Origin of the sequence: Arsenicicoccus piscis (genome assembly GCF_022568835.1) — a bacterium.
Classification (GTDB): Bacteria; Actinomycetota; Actinomycetes; order Actinomycetales; family Dermatophilaceae; genus Arsenicicoccus; species Arsenicicoccus piscis.
In genome coordinates this window covers 58605-77767 of record NZ_JAKZHV010000007.1, presented here as the reverse complement: position 1 = coordinate 77767, position 19163 = coordinate 58605, and the positions used below count along the sequence as shown (strand labels likewise).

Here is a 19163-nt window from a genome sequence, read left to right as displayed (position 1 = left end):
CTCGACGGGCCCATCCCCTGGACGAGGACTCAGCGGTTTGCCAGCCTTCGTAGGCTTGGCCCTGTGAGTATCGATGCAACCCCTGAGGTCCTGGCCGGGCTCGACGCCTGGCGCGAGCTGCCGGCTGCCCAGCAGCCGCGGTGGCCGGACGACGGGGCCCGCCGTGACGCGGTCGCCACGCTGGCGACCTTCCCGCCGCTGGTCTTCGCCGGGGAGTGCGACGTCTTGCGCACCCGGCTGCACGACGCGGCCGAGGGGCGGGCCTTCGTCCTGACCGGCGGCGACTGCGCCGAGACCTTCGCGTATGCCACCGCCGACAACATCCGCGACCGCATCAAGACCATCCTGCAGATGGCGGCCGTGCTCACCTACGGCGCGGGCGTGCCGGTGGTCAAGGTCGGCCGCCTGGCCGGGCAGTACACCAAGCCTCGGTCGAGCGACACCGAGACCCGCGGCGAGGTGACCCTGCCCGCCTACCGCGGTGACATGGTCAACGACTTCGACTTCACCCTCGAGGCCCGCACGCCGGACCCGACCCGGATGGTCCGGGCCTACCACAACTCCGCGGCGACCCTGAACCTCGTGCGCGCGTTCACGACCGGCGGGTTCGCCGACCTGCGCCACGTGCACTCGTGGAACCGGGGGTTCGCCGCCAACCAGGCCTACTCGCGCTACGAGTCGATGGCCCGCGACATCGACAAGGCGATGCGCTTCATGGCGGCCTGCGGAGCCGACTTCGACGCCATGCGCACGGTCGAGTTCTTCGCCAGCCACGAGGCGCTGCTGCTCGACTACGAGCGGGCGCTCACCCGCATCGACTCGCGCACCGGCCTGCCCTACGCCACGTCCGGGCACATGGTCTGGGTCGGCGAGCGCACCCGCCAGCTCGACGGTGCCCACCTGGACTTCGTCAGCCGCATCCACAACCCGATCGGCATCAAGCTCGGCCCCAAGACCTCGCCGAAGGACGCGCTCGCGCTGATCGACAAGGTCGACCCCGACCGGGTCCCCGGCCGGCTCACGCTGATCACCCGGATGGGCGCCGGCACGATCCGCGAGGCGCTGCCGGCGATCGTCGAGGCGGTCACCGCAGCCGGTCACACGCCGGTGTGGGTGAGCGACCCGATGCACGGCAACACGCACACGAGCAGCACGGGCTACAAGACCCGGGCGTTCGACGACGTCGTCGAGGAGGTCCGCGGCTTCTTCGAGGTCCACGACGACCTCGGCACCGTGCCCGGCGGCATCCACGTCGAGCTCACCGGCAACGACGTCACCGAGTGTACCGGCGGCTCGCTGCACATCGCGGACGCCGACCTCGAGAAGCGCTACGAGACGTTGTGCGACCCGCGGCTCAACCACCAGCAGAGCCTGGAGCTGGCGTTCCTCGTCGCCGAGATGCTCTCGACGCGCGACGCGCGCGGCTGAAGCACCTGATGAACCGCCCGATGGACCGGCCGATGGACCACGCGATGGACCGCCCGAAGGACGTCGTCGACCTGCGCTCGGACACGGTCACCCTTCCGACCGCGGCCATGCGCGAGGCGATGGCCTGCGCGCCGGTGGGCGACGACGTCTACGGCGAGGACCCGACCGTGCTGCGGCTGCAGCGCCGCGTCGCGGACCTGCTCGGCCACGAGGACGCGCTCTTCATGCCCACGGGCTCGTTGTCCAACCAGGTGGGCCTGCGGCTCGGCGTGGAGCCGGGGCAGGAGCTGGTGGCCGACTCGCTCGCCCACGTCCTGCGCGCCGAGCTCGGCGCCGGGGCGGTGATGTCGGGGATCTCGTCCCGCACCTGGGTGAGCCGCGACGGCACGCTGGACCCGGCGGAGCCGCTCGCGCTGATGCACCCCGACGCGGGCCCCTACCTGGTGTCGACCGCGCTGGTGGTGCTGGAGAACACGCACAACTTCCACGGCGGCACGATCGCCTCGCTGGAGTCGATGCGGGCCGTCCGGGAGGGCACCGCGGCCGCCGGCGTGCGGGTGCACCTCGACGGGGCACGGCTCTGGCACGCGCACGTGGCGACCGGCGTCCCGCTCGCCGACTACGGCGCCTGCGTCGACACGATCTCGGTGTGCTTCTCCAAGGGACTCGGGGCCCCCGTCGGATCGATGCTCGTGGGGTCCGCGGCCGACATGGCGCGTGCTCGCGTGCTGCGCAAGCGCTTCGGTGGCGGCCTGCGCCAGGTCGGCGTCCTCGCCGCCGCGGCCGAGCACGCCCTCGACCACCACGTGGAGCGGCTCGCGCAGGACCACCGTCGCGCCCGCTCCTTCGCCGAGGCGCTCGCCGCAACCGCCCCCGGGTCGGTCGACCTCGAGCGGGTCCAGACCAACATCGTCCTCGTAGACCCCCTGGCCAGCGGCTGGACCGCCGCCGGCCTGGTCGCGGCCCTCGCCGAGCGCGGGGTGGTCGCCTCCCAGACCGGCCCCCGCACGGTCCGCCTGGTGTGGCACCTCGACGTCGACGACGAGGGCACCGCGCGGGCGCTCGCCGCGTGCCGTGAGCTGCTCACCGCCCCACCCGTGGCAGGGTGACCGGCATGCCGCCGTGGACCGAGCCCCGGGCGACGCCGCCCGGGCAGCGCCTGGTCGACGAGGTGCCCGTCCGGCACTACGGCCGGGTGCCGTCCGTCGACGCGCGCACCTGGACCCTGTCGATCACCGGCGACACCGCGTCCGGCGAGGACACCCACATCGACTACGAGCAGCTGGTCGCGCTCGGCGAGACCGATGTCGTGGCCGACCTGCACTGCGTCTCCAAGGTGACCGGCCAGGACCTGCGCTGGCGCGGCGTGCTCGCCCGTGCGGTCGTCGACCTCGCGCCGCCCGCCGACGGCGTCGAGCACGCGCTGGTCGTCGCCGAGTACGGCTACGCCGCGACGCTCCGGGTCGAGGACCTCAGCTCGCCGCGGGCGCTGCTGGCGCTCGCGCTGGACGGCGCGCCGCTCGCCCCCGAGCGTGGCGGACCGGTGCGCCTGGTCGTGCCACATCTGTACTCCTTCAAGGGGCCCAAGTGGCTCCGCGAGATCTGCTACACCTCCACCCCGGAGCGCGGCTTCTGGGAGGAGCGGGGCTACCACCTCGTCGGCGACGCCTGGCGCGAGGAGCGGTACGCCTACCAGGAGTGAGCGAGGCGCGGTCCTGGTAGGCCCAGCTGCTCCAGGCCCAGGGACTCGTCCAGGTCACGACTCGGTCATCAGGGGTGGCCCCGCCGCGACGTCCAGGAATTGATGCGCTATTTTCTTTGCAGCGTCCTCCAAATAGGCGGTCGCCGGGGCTCGACACCTTCTGGAGAGAACATGTCGCACGACACGATCGTCACCGATCGACGGATGATGCAGGTCGGCAAGGGCTGGGTGCAGGGCGTCGTCATGGTGATGCTGTTCAGCTTCACCGTCATGGGGATCCTCGTCTACCGCACCTACACCGCGTCGATGCCGGTGCCGGACGTGGTGCAGACCTCGAGCGGCGAGCGCCTGTTCACCAGTGCCGACATCACCCAGGGCCAGGAGCTGTTCCAGGCCCGCGGGCTGATGGAGTACGGCTCGATCATGGGCCACGGCGCCTACCTCGGGCCCGACTTCACGGCCGACTACCTGCGGCGCGCGACCGACATCACCGCGGACCTGCAGCGCCAGTCGGGCATCCAGGACCCCACCGAGCAGAACGTCAAGGACTGGCGCACCAACCGGTTCACCGACGGGACGCTGACCTTCAGCCCGAACCAGGTGACCGCCTACCAGCAGCTGATCTCGCACTACAGCGACTTCTTCGGCAAGGACGCGCGCTCCAACGGCCTGCTCGAGAACGGCATCACCGACCCCACCCAGATCAAGCAGCTGACGTCCTTCTTCGCGTGGACCGCGTGGGCGTCGGCTGCAGACCGGCCGGGGCACGACTACAGCTACACCAACAACTGGCCCGCCGAGAAGCGGGTCGACAACGGCCCGACCGCCGACCTGCTGCTCTGGTCGGCCCTGTCCCTGGTCGTGCTGATCGGTGGCACCGGCGTGCTGTTCGCGATCTACGGGCGCTGGAGCCGCAAGATCGGCTGGCACTCCGAGGAGGCGCCGGCCATCGCGTTCCGCCAGCCCGGCGAGGTGGGGCTGACCAAGTCCCAGCGCACCGTCGCGTGGTTCATCTTCGTGATCGCGCTGCTGTTCCTCGTCCAGACCCTCGTCGGCGCGCTCGCGGAACACTACCGCGCCGACATCGGCTCGTTCTTCGGGCTCGACTTCATCAACGAGCTGCTGCCCTACAACCTCGCTCGCACCTGGCACCTGCAGCTGTCGCTGTTCTGGACGGCCGCGGGCTTCCTCGCCGCCGGCATCTTCCTCACGCCGTTCATCTCCGGGCGCGAGGCCAAGAACCAGCACGTCCTCAGCTACATCCTGCTCGGCGCGGTCGCCGTCGTCGTGTTCGGCTCCCTCGCGGCCGAGGCGCTGTCGATCCACGGCGTCTCCTGGGCGGACGGCCCGCTGTTCGGCCAACAGTGGGAGTACCTCGACCTGCCGCGCGTCTTCCAGGTGCTGCTGACCGCCGGCATGTTCATCTGGATCGCGATCGTCTATCGCGGGATCAGGAGCCGGCTCAAGGGCGAGTCGAAGGGCAACATGCCCTGGCTGTTCTTCTTCTCCGCGCTCGCCATCCCCGCGTTCTACGCGGTCGGTCTGCTCGCCTCCACCGACTCCCACCTGTCGGTCGCGGAGTTCTGGCGGTTCTGGGTCGTGCACCTGTGGGTCGAGGACTTCCTCGAGCTGTTCACGACCGTCATGGTCGCCTACATCTTCGTGATGCTCGGCGTGGTGCGTGAACGCATCGCCATCGGCATCATCTTCATGGACATCATCTTGTATTCCATGGGTGGCGTCCTCGGCACCATGCACCACCTCTACTTCTCCGGCACGCCGGTGGAGCACATGGCGCTCGGCTCGTTCTTCTCGGCCGCGGAGGTCATCCCGCTGACCTTCCTCACCGTCGAGGCCTGGGCGTTCATGCAGCTCGGCGCCCGCCAGGAGGCCAAGTCGAGCGCGCCGTTCCCGCACCGGTGGACCGTGATGTTCCTCGTGGCCGTGGGATTCTGGAACTTCGTCGGCGCCGGCATCTTCGGCTTCCTCATCAACCTGCCGATCGTGTCCTACTACGAGATCGGCACCGCGCTCACCGCCAACCACGGGCACGCAGCCATGATGGGGGTCTACGGGATGCTCGCGGTGGGGCTGTCGATGTTTGCCCTGCGCTATCTCATCCCGGCCGACCAGTGGAACGACAAGCTGGCCAAGATCTCGTTCTGGTCGCTCAACATCGGCCTGGCCTGGATGGTCTTCGCGACCTTGCTGCCCCTCGGGATCCTGCAGCTCTACCACGCGGTCGGATCGGGCTACTACGAGGCCCGGGAGCTCAACTACGTGACCAACTCGACGAACACGCTGCTGGAGTGGGGGCGCCTGCCGGGCGACCTGATCTTCATCATCGGCGGCGTGCTGCCGTTCCTCTGGCTGGCGTGGAAGGGGCTGCTGAGCTACCGCTCCGGGAGGACGGTCGACCAGATGCCGCAGGACGTGCTCTTCACCGAGCTCGAGTCGTCGGGGGCCAAGAAGTGGTGACCGGCCGGCGTGACCGGCGGGGGCTCGCATGCCCTCACTGATCGCGCTGCTGCTCGCCGGCTACAGCGTCGCGCTGCTGGTCGTCGCCTGGGTCTTCGACGGCCTCGGCAAGAAGTCCTCGGCGCGCTCGGCCTCGTGGCGGACCGGCAACTTCGTCTACCACGAGGACCGGGACGCCTGGAAGTGCCACCAGGACGAGTGGCTGTGGCCGGCGTCGTTCGACCCCGACAAGCGGGTCATCCGCTACCAGGGTCAGCACGCGATCTGCGGGCGCTGCCCCGCGAAGACCGAGTGCTCCCCGACCCCCGGGCCGCGCGAGATCACCAAGGCGGTCGACCCGTGGCCGCACTCCGAGGCCGGCCGGTTCCACCGCGGGATCGCGCTCGTCCTCGCGGTCATCGCGGTGTTCCTGCCCGCCGGCATGCTGCTCGCCGACCACGCCGTGCCGGACGTCGTCGTGCTGGTCGCGACCCTCGCGGTCGTCACCATCCTCGGGGTGGTCCCGCTCGGCAAGCACCTCGCCGGCAGCCCCGACAACTTCCCCACGCACCTGGTCCACGAGGCGTCCTCCGACCACGTCGACACCCCGCGCACCCGCGAGCCGGTGCCCCTGGACCTGGTCATCGACCGCTACGCCACCCGGTGGACCGGTGACCGGCCCCGGGTCGACCCGGCCGTGGTGGACGGGGCTGTGGCGGATCCGGCCGTGGCGGATCCGGCCGTGGCGGATCCGGCCGCGAGGGGCTCCGTGGTAGACCCTGAGGGCACGTCTCGGTCCCCTGGCAGGTCCCGTGGGCCGGGTCGCCCCCGCACCTACAGCAGGAAGTAGCCTTCCATGTCGTTGTGGATCACCGTGATCCTCGCCCTGCTCGTCATCGCGGCCGCCGTCGTCGCCACGTCGCTCAAGGTCGTGGCGCAGTACGAGCGGGCCGTGGTCTTCCGGCTGGGGCGGTTGCGGCCGCTCTACGAGCCGGGGCTGCACGTGGTGCTGCCCGGGGTCGACCGGATGCAGCGCGTGGACCTGCGGGTCGTGACCTTGACCATCCCGCCGCAGGAGGTCATCACCAAGGACAACGTCCCGGCGCGGGTCAACGCGGTGGTGCTGTTCAACGTCGTCGAGCCGGTTAACGCGGTGATGACGGTGGAGAACTACGCCGTAGCCACCTCGCAGATCGCGCAGACCACGTTGCGGTCCGTGCTGGGCCGGGTCGACCTCGACACCCTGCTCGCGCACCGCGACGAGCTCAACAAGGACCTGCGCGAGATCATGGAGCTGCAGACCGACCCGTGGGGCGTGAAGGTCGACACCGTCGAGATCAAGGACGTCGAGATCCCCTCGACGATGCAGCGGGCGATGGCGCGCGAGGCCGAGGCCGAGCGGGAGCGGCGCGCCAAGGTCATCAACGCCCGCGGCGAGCTGCAGGCCTCCGAGGAGCTGCGCCAGGCGGCCGACACGCTGTCGCAGAGCCCGGCGTCGCTGCAGCTGCGCTACCTGCAGACGCTGCTCGAGCTCGGCGCCGACCAGAACTCCACGGTCGTCTTCCCGCTGCCGATGGACATCGTCGGGCCGTTGCTGAACAAGCTGGGTGCAGGCTCTCCTCCGCAGCCCGAGAGCCGCTAGCTGTACTGACCGGGGACGTTGATCAAGCGTGAGAACGGCGGCTGGTTCCCGCAGGCCGTGTGGGGCCGGTGCTGGTTGTAGTAGTGCAACCAGCCCTCGAGCTCGCCCCGTCGTTCGGCCTCAGACGTGTAGCAGCGGGCATAGGCCCAGCCGTCAGCCAGGGTGCGATGGAAACGTTCGATCTTTCCGTTGGTCTGTGGCCGATATGGCCGGGTCCGCTTGTGCGTGATGCCGAGTTCTGCGCAAGTGTCGCGCCACAGGTGTGAGCGATAGGCGCCGCCGTTGTCGGACAGGACCCGTTCGACGATCACGCCGCGGGCGTTGAACCATTCGACGGCCCGGACCAGGACGGCGGTGGCCGTTTGGGCGGTTTCGTCGTCGTGGATCTCGGCGTAGGCGACACGGGAGTGGTCGTCGATGACAGTGTGGACGAAGGCCTTGCCCATCAACGGGTCGTAGTGCTTGTTCTTGGGCTTGCCGGCGGTGGCCGAGCGGTTCTTCTCGCCTTGTCGTCGGCCGACGTAGCGCCAGCCCCCGCCGTCGGGGATGTTGCCGAGCTTCTTCACATCGACGTGGAGCATCGCGCCGGGATGGGCGTGTTCGTAGCGACGGACGGGTTCACCGGTGGCGCGGTCGACGTGGGAGAGCCGGTTGAGATGGGCATCCGTGAGGATGCGGTGGACCGTCGACGGTGCGATCCCGAGCCGATACGAGAGCTGCACCGGTCCTTCGCGGAGACGTAGCCGGAGCTGGATGCAGCGTCGGGTGACCCGCGCGCTGGTTTTGCTGGGCGAGTGGTGCGGGCGCGAGGAGCGGTCCTGCATGGACTCGCCGGCGCGGTAGCGGTCGGCCCAGCGCTTCACCGTCGGCCACGACACCTGGAATCGTGCAGCGACCTCACTGACAGGCCAGCCCTCGTCGACGACGAGACGAGCGACGATCAGGCGATGACGCGGCGTCAGGGCCGCATTGTGGTGAGACATTGCGTTCTCCGGAAAGTGCAGTTGAGGGCTAGCTGCGGCCGATCTGGATGCGTTTCCATGCCGACGACGTTGCGCACCAGCCGAGCAGACCGACCGCCAGGGGGATGACAAGTGCAACTGCCGGCACAGTCGGATCGCCAGAGGCCCACAGGGTCGGGATCGCCCACGGCACGTAGCGGCCGAGACCGAAGCCGGAGGTCAGGTTGGTGGCCACGAGAACGGCCAGGGTCGCGCCGATCCCGGCCAGGTATCCGCGCCAGTGGGTGGCCACCCAAGCGATGGGAAGCACGCTGCACACCAGGCAGAATCCGCTGATCGTCAGTGTCAGCCCGGCATGGAGTGCCCCTGCCGGATCAAGCCCGAGACCGATCCCTGCCATGATCGATGCGACGCTTTGAACCAGAGTGAGGGCCAGGCCCCAGCCGAGGCAGGCGACAAGCTTTGCGCGTGCCACCGCGGCGCGGGACGTGCCGATCGCGAAGAGACCGACGATGGTGCCGTCAGTGAACTCGCGGCCGACTGCCCACGCCGCGACGATTCCGGCTGCCAGCAGCAGGGTGACTCCAAGGCTCAGGGCGGCCAGGCTGACATATCCGCTCCACCCCTGCCCGCTGATCATGGCGGCTGCCTTGCGGCCCATGTCTGTCCCTGGGGCGTGGACGGCTGCTGCGTAGCCACCGGCCGAGGTGGCTGTGGCCATGATGAGAACGGCACAGGCCGCGGTTCTGGCCACGGGGGATGCGTAGAGTTTTCGGGATTCGATGCGCAGGACTGGGGCGTGTGGGGTCATCAGATCTCCTGCAACTGTTGGTCGGCGGCCAGTACGGTGTCGAAGAAGACCTTCTCGAGGTCACGTTCGTCGGGGGTGATGGTGGCGATGACCTGTCCGTGGTGAAGGACGTCGACCGCATCGGAGACACGGGCGAGTTCGTCGAAGTGGTGGCTGGTGATCAGGATCGAGCTGCCCTGGCCTGCCAGGCGACGCAGTTCGTCACGAAACGCCACGACCGCCAGAGGGTCGAGGCCGTTGGTGGGCTCGTCGAGGACGGCCACGCTGGGCTCATGGGCGAGCGCGCTGATCAGGCCCACCTTCTGACGTGTGCCTAGGGAAAGCCGCCGAACGGGCTGGTCAAGATGGGCTTCCATGCCGAGCGCCCGCGAAAGCTGCGCGACGCGTGGCGCGCACCCTGATGGGTCCATGCCGTGGAGCATGATCGCGTTGTCGATGTTGGCGCGCGCTGTCAGCTCGGGATAGGCGGCCGGCGTCTCGACCATGTGACCGACCCGACACCAGGCCTCTGCGGGGCTGGGCCAGATGTCCTGGCCGTGGAGCAGGACATGGCCCGCATCGGGTCGCAGCATGCCCAGCGCCACCCGCAGTGCGGTCGTCTTGCCCGCACCGTTGAGGCCGACGAGCGCACGAATCTGTCCGTGGGACAGCTCAAGGTCCAGTCCACGCAACACCTCGCATCCGCCCAGCCGGACCTGGATCCCCGACAAGGTCAGCGCGGCGGTCATCGGGCCGAGCCCAACAAGCTCTGCAGCCCGCCGGCAAGGGCCATCGCAACATGGCTGGGCTCGGGCTCGGCCGCCCAGCCCAGCAGGATCGCCGTGGCGGCCCCCATCACGGCCCCTGCAGCAGCTCGCGCCTGGTCGGCGGATGCGCCGGAGCTGACCAGGGCCTCGCGAATCGCCTGCTCCGTTGCCGCGCTGGAAGCCCAGACAGCCCCACGCAAAGAGGGCGTGGCCGCGACGAGCTGGATGCGGTCCCGGAACTGGGGAGACGACAACTCGCGCGCCGCTTCGGGCTCGCTCAGCGCGGCCAGGAAGCCGCCCACCACTCGCTCGAGCGGGTGTGCTGACGCTGGCTGGGCGGCGACGGCCAGTGCGATCGCCGGATCGAACATGTCCTCCACCAGGACGGACTCCTTGCTGGAGAAGTGCCGGAAGAAGGTCATCCGTGACACTCCAGCCGCTTCAGCGATCTGGGCCACCGACACGGTGTCGTAGCCAAACTCGCGGAACAGGCGCAGGGCGATGTCATGCAAACGTCGGCGGTCAATCGGAACAGTCATGCCGCAATGATACCCAGTCACAGTTACCGAGTAACAGAATCAGTCGATCAACGTGTCCGGTCAGTACAGCTAGCCCTCGGGAGCGCTACCCCTCGTGGTGGAGCGCCTCGGCGGGCGGTTCCTCGAGCGCGGTGCGCTCGTGCCCGGGCTCGTCCGGTCGGCGGCCGGTGAGCTCGACCAGGTACATCGCGGCGAGGATGAGCCCGCCGCCGAGGAGCATCCGCACGGTGACGGACTCGCCGCCGAGGAGCACGGCGAAGAAGGCCGCGAACACCGGCTCGAGGGTCATGACGATGGCGGCGCGGGCGGCGGTGAGGTGCGCCTGCGCCCAGGTCTGCGCCCACATCGCTCCGGCGCCGGCGATGGATGCCATGTAGAGCAGCGCGAGCCAGCCCGAGCCCGAGCGGGGCATGCTGATGCCGTCGGGCAGCGCCGCAATGGTGCACAGCAGCGCCACCATGATGATCTGCACGGTCGCGAGCCCGGTGGCCGACGCCGCCGTGGAGTAGCGGCCCAGCCCGACGATGTGCAGCGCGTAGATCGCGGCGCCCACCAGCGTGAGCGTCTCGCCGTAGCCGAACCCCGGCCCGACTCCCTGCAGCGAGAGCGCGCCGAGCCCGAGCGTCGCCAGCCCGACGGCGCCCCAGGTCGCAGGGGAGACCCGGTCGCGCAGCAGCCGCGCGGCGAACACCGGTGTGAGCACGACGTACATGCCGGTGATGAAGCCGGAGCGCGAGGCGTCGGTGTGCGCGAGCCCCATGGTCTGCAGCACCTGCGCAACCCCGTAGAGCACCCCAAGACCGAGCCCGATGCCCCACTCGCGTCGGGTGAGCGCCCGCACCTGGCGCCAGAAGATGACCAGCATCAGCACCGCCGCGATGGCGAACCGGACGGCCAGGAAGTCCGCGGCCGGCAGCGTCTGCATCAGGTCGTGGATCATGAAGAACGTCGAGCCCCAGACCGCAGTGATCAGCACCAGCAGCACGGTGGCCAACGCGCGGTGGCTGGGGCGTCGGCGCCGGTCAGGGCCCTGCGCAGGCAGATTGGGGGTCATCTGTGCGCCGCTCAGACCACGCGGATGGTGACGGTGGTGCCCTCGGGGACCTGGGTGCCGGCCGACGGGTCCTGGCTCCGGACGGTGCCGAACACCCCGCCGAACAGCTCCTCGACCGACACCCCGAGACCGGCCGAGCGCAGCATCGCGACGGCCTCGTCGCGCTGCTTGCCGAACAGGTTGGGGACCGCCACCATCTTCGGCCCCTTCGACACGGTCACGGTGATCGTGTCGCCGGCGTGCACCTGCCCCTTGCTCGGCGTCTGCGAGACGATCGAGCCGGCGGGGATGGTCGGGTGGTTGACCTGCTCGGGGGCCTGGGCGAGGGTCAGCTTGAGGTCCGTGACGATCGTGGTGGCGTCCGCCAGCGTCTTGCCGGTGAGGCTCGGCACATCGATGGGCTGCTTGCCCTTGGACACGATGACCGTGACCTTGGTGAGCGGTTTCTGCTCGCTGCCGACGGGCGGGTCCGTGGCGATGACCTTGCCGCTCGCGACCGTCTCGGACCAGTCCTGGCGGATCGTGCCGACCGACAGGTGGGCCGCCGTGATGGCGGCCGTGGCGGCATCCTGGTCCTGGCCGGCGACCTGTGGCACGGCGTAGCGCTCGGGCCCCTTGGACACGATCAGCTGGACCGTGTCACCGCGGTGTGCGGTGCTGCCGCCCTGCGGCGTCGAGTCGATCACCGCCCCCTTGGGGACGGTCTCGGAGTAGCCCTCCTCGACCGACGACGTCAGGTGCGCGCCCGTCAGTGCCTGCTCGGCGTCGCTCTGACTGAGGCTCTTGACCGCCGGCACCTGCGTGGTCGCACCGGGACCGGCGAGGAAGTACCAGCCGCCGAGCAGCAGCGCGAGCAGCGGCACCAGCCACAGCGCGGTGCGGCGTCGTGGCCGTCCGGGGCTGTTGGTGGTCCTGGTCGAGCCGGCGCCCACTGCGGCGCCCACTGCGGCGCCGGTGGGGAGGTCGGGGGCGGTGTCGCCGGGCTTGCGCCGAGGCATCGCGATGGTGGGCGTGGTCGGGGCCACGTCGAGCGGCACCGGGCGGGCGTCGAGGTCCTCGACGGGCAGGCTCGCGCGGACACGGCGCAGCCGCGCGGCCAGCGCGCCGCCGTCAGCCGGGCGGTCCTGCGGGTCGCGGGCCGTCGCCCAGGCGACGACCTCGTCGAGCGCCTTCGGCGTGCCGGGCACGGTCTCGGACGGCGCGGGGACGGTGCCGTGGACGTGCTGGTAGGCCACGTGGATCGGGTTGTCACCCTCGTAGGCCTTGCGTCCGGTGAGCATCTCGTAGAGCAGCAGCCCGGTCGCGTAGACATCGCTGCGCGCGTCGGAGGCCCCACGCTCCACCTGCTCCGGGGCGAGGTAGGAGACGGTGCCGATGAGGTTGCCGCCGAGCGCCGTCGCCGTGTCGGACGTGACGGCCCGAGCGAGCCCGAAGTCCGCCACCTTCACCTGGCCGTCGGGTCGGATGATGACGTTCTCGGGCTTGATGTCGCGGTGCATCAGGCCGGCGTCATGGGCTACGGACAGGGCCTCGGCGACCGGCAGCGCGAGGTCGAGCGCGGCACGCGGGGTGAGGGGCGCCTCGTCGTGGATGACCTGGCGCAGCGTGCGGCCGGGCACGAGTTCCATCACCAGGAAGAGGTCGCCGTCGTCCTCACCCTGGTCGAACACCGCGACCACCCGCGGGTCGTTCAGCCGGGCCGCGCTCCGGGCCTCGCGCCGGAACCGGTCGGCGAACGCCGGGTCACCGCCCAGGTGCCGCCCGAGGATCTTGATCGCGACCTCGCGATCCAGCCGCCGGTCGACCCCGCGCCAGACCGAGGCCATGCCGCCGTCGGCGAGGTGCTCCACGATCTCGTAGCGACCGTCGAGCAGACGGCCGCTGAGGTCCTGGCGGGGGGCGGAAGGCACGGGGGAAGTCTAGTGGCGGGGGTGCTCCCGACCCTGGAGCGACCACGTGCGGCGCGTGGCCGCTCCAGGGCAGGGCATGGCGGTGTCAGACCCGGTTGCGCAGGGCCTGGACGTTGCGGACGTACTGCGCGGTGTCGCTGTAGAACCCGTTGCGCGACACCGACCCGAGGCCCTGGTAGTAGGACGCGATGGCATAGTCGTCGCTGCTCGTCCGGCTCGTGAGGTAGCCGAGCAGCGCGACGCCGGCGGTGATGTTGTCGTGCGGGTCGCGCAGGTTGAGCGGACGACCCACCATCGCGCTCAGCCAGGACTCGTTGGCCGGCATCACCTGCATGATGCCGATGGCACCGACGTGCGACACGACGCCCTGCTTGAAGCCGGACTCCTGCCACGCGATCGCCGTCGCGAGGCGCGGGTCGACCCCGCGGCTGCGGGCCGTCTGCTGGATCAACGCCTTCGCCTCCGCCGCCGAGAGCTGGCCGGGCTGGGTGGGCCTCGAGGCCGTCGTGGGCGCTGCCTTCTTTGGTGTTGCTTTCTGGGGTGCCGGCTGGGCGCCCGCGGTGGGGACGGCGAGGCGCTGCCCGACGGTGATGCGGCGGGCGTGGGGGAGGTGGTTGGCGGCGGCGAGCGCCGCCGGCGTCGTCCCGGCTCGGCGGGCGATGGCACCGAGGGCGTCACCGCGGCGCACCGTGTAGGTCGTCCACCCCGCGGGCGTGGCCGGGGCTGCCTTCTTGGCGGTGACCGTGGCGGGCTGCGGCCGGGTGGCGGGGGAGGGCGTGGCTGCGGCCCCAGCACCCGCACCAGCACCAGCGGCCGTCTGGGGCGTGGTGGGGACGAGGATCCGGGTGCCGGCGACGATGCGGTGCGCGTTGGTGATGCCGTTCTTGGCCACGAGCACGCCGACGCTGGTGTGGTAGCGCTTCGCGATCGTCGCGAGCCGGTCGCCCCGCTGCACGCGGTAACCCGTCCACCCGGCGTCCTGCTGCGCAGACGGGGTGCTCGCCGTTGCGGTGGTCGCGGCCGTGGTCGCCGCGGTGACGGTGGCTGGCGAGGTCGCAGCGGCGGGGGCGACCGCGGCGACCTGCATGGGGGTGGCGGTGGCGGTGGCGGCGTGGGCGGGGGTGGCCGCCGCTTCGACGGCTGCCGTGGGTGACACGGTGGCGGCGGCGAGAGCCAGGGGCACGAACATGGGGTCCTTCCTGGTCCGGGCGGGTGGCCCGGGACGATCGGGGCCGAGGCTGAGGGGCCTCGCTGGGGACTCGACGGGTGAGGCTGGTGGGGCTGATGTGGTCAGACCCGCGTGCCTCACGATGGCATCCGACAGGGCCGAACGGGTGGATAGGCCGTCGAGCACATGGGACTGTTTCCGCACCGTGACCTGTGTCGGGACCGCTACGGATGGTGAGGGTCGGCCCGTCGTCCGCGAAGTGGCTACCCTGGCCTGGTGAGCACCAACGCGCGGCGTGACGGCACCCCGTCCACCCAGCCCCACCGCAAGACCAAGCCCCAGAGCACCAGCGGCCCGAGCGAGGCCGCGGTCGGCACCGACGGGTCTACCGGACCGAGCAGCGAGCCGGTCGACGCCGCGCTGCTCGCCCGCCTGGAGGAGCTCGTGCCCGCGTGGCTGACCGTGCCCGACATCGTCGAGCTCACCGGCCGCCCCGTCACCCTGGTGCGGGCGTGGATCAAGGACGGCGAGCTGGTGGCCGTGCGCCGGCGCAGCAGCGAAGGCCGCCTGATCGTCAGCATCCCGGCCGACTTCGTCACGGACGAGGGACCGCTGCACCACCTGCCCGGCACCCTGACCGTGCTGGCTGACTCCCGGATGAGCGGCGAGGAAGCCATCGAGTGGCTCTACCGTCCCGACTCGTCGTGGCGCACCGGCTCCGCGATCAGCGACCTGCTGGCCGGGCACAAGACGGAGGTCCGCCGCCGCGCCCAGGAGCTGGCCTACTAGGTCGGTCGGCCGCCGCCTCGCCCGCCACCGCCGTCGCTTCCACCGCCGCCGCCCACGTCGCCGAGGTGTCGCGGTTCGTACCGTTCGGACTGGTTGACGGCCGTTTGAAGGCTCGAATCTGCCGTTTCGGCCCATGAATCAGTCCGAAGGGTACGCATCGGACAGGTCGGGGCCACCGGATGCGTCACCGCTCGGCCGAGCCGGGTCGGCTACCGCCGTCGTGTGCTTGCGGGCCGATCAACGCTGCCGCTGCCGGATGATCGTGGCCCATCAAGTTGCGCGGACGGGTGCTCCTGGGCGATCTGGCCGCCGCTCCACTGGGTGACGTGTTCGTCGATGGCTGAACTGTTCTGCGCTGGGTGAGGATGGCCAGCGCTGAGCAGTTCACCCAGTGCTGAGCAGGTCACCCATCGCGGAGCAGCTCACTCAGCATGTCCAGAACGTCGGCGCCTCGAGAGCCCCGGAGCTGCGGCGGCCGCCGCGTCAGCTGCTGCGGCGGGTGGCCAGGTGGGCGAGCTCCTGGAGCGCCTGGCGGCCGTGGGGCACCAGGCCCTGGGTGCGCCCCAGCGCGGCGAGGGCGTCGTCGACGAGGCCGGCGATGTCGGCCTCGACGGCCGTGACGGCCCCGGAGCCGGTGATCTGCTCGCGCATCCAGGCGACGTCGTCGGGCCCGAGGTCGGGGCGGCCGAGGCGATCGAGGAAGCGGTCGGCCTCCTGCTCGCCGAGCCCGTCGAGCGTGTAGGCCATCAGCACGGTGCGCTTGCCCTCACGCAGGTCGTCGCCGGCGGGCTTGCCCGTCACCTCCGGGTCGCCGTAGACCCCGAGCAGGTCGTCGCGCAGCTGGAACGCCTCACCGACCGCCAGGCCGAACCGGGACAGCTCGGTGAGGTCGGTGGCGCCCAGGCCGGCAGCCGCGGCGCCGATGAGCAGCGGGTGCTCGACGGAGTACTTCGCGCTCTTGTAGGCGATGACCTGCCGGGAGGTGGCCAGTCGCTCTACGAGACCGAGGTCCTCCCAGCCGCGCACCGACTCGAGCACGTCGAGGAACTGCCCGCCCATGAGCTGGTTGCGCATCTCGTCGAAGATCGGCCGGGCACGCGCGAGCTCGTCGGTCGGCAGGCCGCTGGTCGCGAACAGCGCATCGGTCCAGGTCAGGCACAGGTTGCCCGCGAGGATGGCGCCGGCGAGACCGAACCGGTCCGGCTCGCCGTCCCAGTCGCGGTCGGCGTGCACGGTGGCAAGGCGACGGTGCGCCGCCGGCATGCCGCGCCGGGTGTCGCTGTCGTCCATCACGTCGTCGTGGATCAGGGCCGCGGCCTGGAAGAGCTCCATCGCGGTGGCGACCTTGACGATCGACTCCTCGGCGGCGCGTCCGTCGGCCGCCCGGTAGCCCCAGTAGCAGAACGCCGCGCGCAGCCGCTTGCCGCCGCGCAGCAGGTCGGCGATGGCGTCGACGAGCAGGGTCGTCTCGGGGCCGACGGGCTCGAGCTGGCGGGCGCGCAGGGCGATCTCGGCGTCGATGGCCGCCTGCACCTCGGCGCGCAGCGTCGCCAGGTCGGTGACTTCCCGGACCTCCCGCTGCAGCGCCCCGTCGCTCATGGCCCCTACGGTAGCGCCGCCGCGAGGCATTTCTGGCATCGCCCGCGCAGTGCCCGCCGGCCAAGACGGTGCAGGTGGGGTGCCCAGATGGTGGGGAGCGCCGGGGTCGAGGCCGCGGCTGCTCTAGCATCACGGACCATGTCCGTAGACCCCACCATCCCGAGCGCGCTGGCGGCCCGCGAGACGTCGTTCAGCTTCGAGTTCTTCCCGCCGCGCGACGACGCGGGGGAGGCGGCGCTCTTCGAGGCCGTGCAGCGACTCGAGCGGTTGTCGCCGAGCTTCGTGTCCGTGACCTACGGCGCGGGTGGCTCGACGCGCGACCGCACCGTCCGCATCACCGAGCGGATCGCCCGCGAGACCACGCTGACCCCGATGGCCCACCTGACCTGCGTCGGGTCCTCGCGCGCCGAGCTCGTGGACGTGATCGCGCAGTACGCCGCCGCCGGCATCCGCAACGTCATGGCGCTGCGCGGCGACCCCGCCGGCGGCCTCGGCACCCCGTGGACGGCCCACCCCGACGGCCTCGACCACGCCGACCAGCTGGTGCGGCTCGTGCACGAGCAGGGCGACTTCACCGTCGGGGTCGCAGCCTTCCCCGACAAGCACCCCGAGTCCGCCTCCCTCGACCACGACGCCGACGTGCTGGTCGCCAAGGCCGAGGCGGGTGCGGCGTTCGCGGTCACCCAGATGGTCTTCGACGTCGACAACTACCTGCGCCTGCGCGACCTCGTCGCCGCCCGCGGCTGCGACCTGCCGATCGTCCCCGGCCTGATGCCGGTGACCAACGTGCGCCAGCTGACCCGGATGGCTGACCTGTCCGGCGGTGCGTTGCCCGACGCCGTCGTGTCGCGGCTGCGGGCCGTCGAGGACGACCCGGTCGCGGTGCGCGAGGAGGGCGTGCGGATCGCCACCGAGCATGCCCAGCGGCTGATGGACGAGGGTGCGCCGGGCCTGCACTTCTACACGATGAACCGGTCCACCGCGACGGTCGAGGTGTTCAGCGCGCTCGGGCTGCGGGTGTAGCGCCGGCGGGCAGGGGGTTGGGCCTGGCTGAGATCCGGCTCAGATCCGGTCTTCGCGCCGGAGCGCGTTCGTGCCCCACTCGTCGTAGCGGTCCTTGAGCCGCTTGAGCCGGGAGAACAGCCAGATCACGGCGACGATCCCGGCCAGCAGGAGTACGCCTGCGACGCCGGCCGCCCACCACGGGTGGTTCATGGCCAACGCCATGACGCCGGTGACGGCGACGTCCTCGGCCGTCGAGACCGCCACGTTGGACACCGGCTCGGGGGAGGTGTTGATCCCGGCCCGCAGCGCCGCCTTGACGCCGTGACTCGCGAGCGCCGCGAAGCCGCCGGTCGCCGCCGCGAACGCGGCGTCCAGGCTCGACCCCTCGTGGCCCGCCAGCAGGTAACCGATGGTGGCGGCCACGAGCGGGCGGATCGCCGTGTGCACGGTGTCCCAGAGCGAGTCGACATAGGGGATCTTGTCGGCGAACATCTCCAGCGCGAAGAGCACGGCCGCGAGGATGATCACGTCCCAGCGGGTGAGGACGGACGGGATGGCGTCGACGCCGAAGAAGCGACCCGCCAGCCCCATGATCAGCACGACGGCGTAGGCGTTGATGCCACTGGCCCAGCCGGACGTGAAGACCCACGGCAGCAGTTCGGTTCCCATGCTTGCTCCTTCGTGCTCGGTAGGCCCCGTGGCCCATCCAACCCAGGATGGCCTACCGGCATCCTCGCGCAGGTCAACGTCGATCGGGTCGTAGTGCTTCCGTGACCTCTGTGGTCGCTGGAACGGCTGGTAGAGCGGCTGGCGGGGCGTGCGTCGAGGGGGTCTGTCGGTGGTCGCTCCTAGGGTGTGGCTCATCCGGTCAGGGGAACGAGGCGACCAGGGACTGGCGGTCTGTCAGAGGGGCGCGCTAGGCTCTCGTTCATCGAAAACCTGTTCGGATCAAGAGTTCGAATAGTGGGACAGATCTGCGATGAGGGAGCAGTCATGGGGCGGCGATGTGCAGACGTGATCGAGGTCCGCGAGGTGCGGGTTCAGGCCGAGGAGGTGCCCGATCAGTTCATCTGGCGCGGCCGGCTCTACCTCGTGCGTGAGGTCCTCGACAGCTGGCGCGAGCGACGCGCCTGGTGGCGTGACGTGCTCGCCCCTGACGCCGGTGAGGTCGAGCCCGCTCGGCTGCTCGCCCCGGACGCGTTGGAGGGGCGGGTCTACCGGGTCGTCGCCAGTCCGGGACGGCTTGCCGGCACCGGGGTCTACGACCTCAGCCGCTCCGGGGACCGGTGGCACCTCGTCGGTCTCGACGACTGAGCGCCGCCGCCGCACGACCAGCCAGCACCAGCGCTCA

Annotated in this window: 18 protein-coding genes; 9 read left to right on the top strand and 9 right to left on the bottom strand. The window is 70.8% G+C overall.

Translation table 11 applies throughout. From position 1 onward, the window contains the following. Positions 1-63 precede the first annotated feature (63 nt). From MM440_RS12945 to MM440_RS12920, 6 genes are all read left to right on the top strand, one after another. Positions 64-1428, top strand: coding sequence for a class II 3-deoxy-7-phosphoheptulonate synthase (locus tag MM440_RS12945; RefSeq protein WP_241444759.1), 1365 nt, complete (start codon positions 64-66; stop codon positions 1426-1428). 8 nt (positions 1429-1436) lie between these two features. Next, positions 1437-2537 carry a threonine aldolase family protein gene (locus tag MM440_RS12940; RefSeq protein ID WP_241444758.1) on the top strand — a complete coding sequence of 367 codons (1101 nt, stop codon included), beginning with the start codon at positions 1437-1439 and terminating at the stop codon, positions 2535-2537. A gap of 5 nt (positions 2538-2542) precedes the next feature. Then, positions 2543-3130 (top strand): molybdopterin-dependent oxidoreductase, encoded by a 588-nt coding sequence (locus tag MM440_RS12935; protein ID WP_241444756.1) that lies wholly within the window; start codon positions 2543-2545, stop codon positions 3128-3130. 171 nt (positions 3131-3301) lie between these two features. Further along, on the top strand, positions 3302-5608 hold the full coding sequence (locus MM440_RS12930) for a nitric-oxide reductase large subunit (protein WP_241444755.1): 2307 nt from the start codon (positions 3302-3304) through the stop codon (positions 5606-5608). 28 nt (positions 5609-5636) lie between these two features. Beyond that, positions 5637-6437 carry a hypothetical protein gene (locus tag MM440_RS12925; protein WP_241444753.1) on the top strand — a complete coding sequence of 267 codons (801 nt, stop codon included), beginning with the start codon at positions 5637-5639 and terminating at the stop codon, positions 6435-6437. A 6-nt stretch (positions 6438-6443) separates the two neighbouring features. Beyond that, complete coding sequence (locus MM440_RS12920; protein ID WP_241444752.1) at positions 6444-7229, top strand: slipin family protein; 786 nt, start codon at positions 6444-6446, stop codon at positions 7227-7229. Here MM440_RS12920 and MM440_RS12915 read toward each other — a convergent pair. The 7 genes from MM440_RS12915 to MM440_RS12885 all read right to left on the bottom strand — a co-directional run bounded on the left by MM440_RS12915 (position 7226) and on the right by MM440_RS12885 (position 14440). Next, positions 7226-8212, bottom strand: a complete 987-nt coding sequence (locus tag MM440_RS12915; RefSeq protein WP_241444751.1) for an IS481 family transposase — start codon at positions 8210-8212, stop codon at positions 7226-7228. The two genes, MM440_RS12920 and MM440_RS12915, sit on opposite strands and share 4 nt — an antisense overlap. Positions 8213-8240: 28 nt before the next feature. After that, entirely contained in the window at positions 8241-9002 is a 762-nt protein-coding gene (locus MM440_RS12910; RefSeq protein ID WP_241444750.1) for an ABC transporter permease, read from the bottom strand. Further along, entirely contained in the window at positions 9002-9730 is a 729-nt protein-coding gene (locus tag MM440_RS12905; RefSeq protein ID WP_059384758.1) for an ABC transporter ATP-binding protein, read from the bottom strand. The genes MM440_RS12910 and MM440_RS12905 overlap by 1 nt, the downstream gene beginning before the upstream one ends. Beyond that, positions 9727-10287: a TetR/AcrR family transcriptional regulator gene (locus tag MM440_RS12900; protein ID WP_059384764.1), complete on the bottom strand. Its 561-nt coding sequence runs from the start codon at positions 10285-10287 to the stop codon at positions 9727-9729. Before MM440_RS12900 ends, MM440_RS12905 begins: the two co-directional genes overlap by 4 nt. A gap of 85 nt (positions 10288-10372) precedes the next feature. Further along, positions 10373-11341: a DMT family transporter gene (locus MM440_RS12895; protein WP_241444749.1), complete on the bottom strand. Its 969-nt coding sequence runs from the start codon at positions 11339-11341 to the stop codon at positions 10373-10375. An 11-nt stretch (positions 11342-11352) separates the two neighbouring features. After that, positions 11353-13251 carry a Stk1 family PASTA domain-containing Ser/Thr kinase gene (gene pknB / locus MM440_RS12890; protein ID WP_241444748.1) on the bottom strand — a complete coding sequence of 633 codons (1899 nt, stop codon included), beginning with the start codon at positions 13249-13251 and terminating at the stop codon, positions 11353-11355. Positions 13252-13336: 85 nt separating this feature from the next. Continuing rightward, positions 13337-14440, bottom strand: coding sequence for a lytic transglycosylase (locus tag MM440_RS12885; protein WP_241444747.1), 1104 nt, complete (start codon positions 14438-14440; stop codon positions 13337-13339). A 255-nt stretch (positions 14441-14695) separates the two neighbouring features. On the opposite strand from MM440_RS12885, the gene MM440_RS12880 reads away from it, so the two are divergent. Beyond that, on the top strand, positions 14696-15208 hold the full coding sequence (locus MM440_RS12880; RefSeq protein WP_241444746.1) for an Rv2175c family DNA-binding protein: 513 nt from the start codon (positions 14696-14698) through the stop codon (positions 15206-15208). A gap of 483 nt (positions 15209-15691) precedes the next feature. Here MM440_RS12880 and MM440_RS12875 read toward each other — a convergent pair whose 3' ends face one another. After that, positions 15692-16807 carry a polyprenyl synthetase family protein gene (locus tag MM440_RS12875; protein ID WP_241444744.1) on the bottom strand — a complete coding sequence of 372 codons (1116 nt, stop codon included), beginning with the start codon at positions 16805-16807 and terminating at the stop codon, positions 15692-15694. A gap of 138 nt (positions 16808-16945) precedes the next feature. On the opposite strand from MM440_RS12875, the gene metF reads away from it, so the two are divergent. Beyond that, the gene (gene metF / locus MM440_RS12870) at positions 16946-17830 is read left to right on the top strand and encodes a methylenetetrahydrofolate reductase [NAD(P)H] (RefSeq protein WP_241444743.1); all 885 of its coding nucleotides are present in this window, start codon (positions 16946-16948) and stop codon (positions 17828-17830) included. A gap of 39 nt (positions 17831-17869) precedes the next feature. Here the strand turns inward: metF and MM440_RS12865 are convergent, their stop codons facing one another. Next, a complete protein-coding gene (locus tag MM440_RS12865; RefSeq protein ID WP_241444742.1) occupies positions 17870-18481 on the bottom strand; it encodes a DUF4126 domain-containing protein in 612 nt (203 codons plus the stop codon). A gap of 324 nt (positions 18482-18805) precedes the next feature. Between MM440_RS12865 and MM440_RS12860 the strand changes: the two genes are divergently transcribed. After that, entirely contained in the window at positions 18806-19126 is a 321-nt protein-coding gene (locus tag MM440_RS12860) for a DUF6504 family protein (protein WP_277626686.1), read from the top strand. Positions 19127-19163 lie beyond the last annotated feature (37 nt).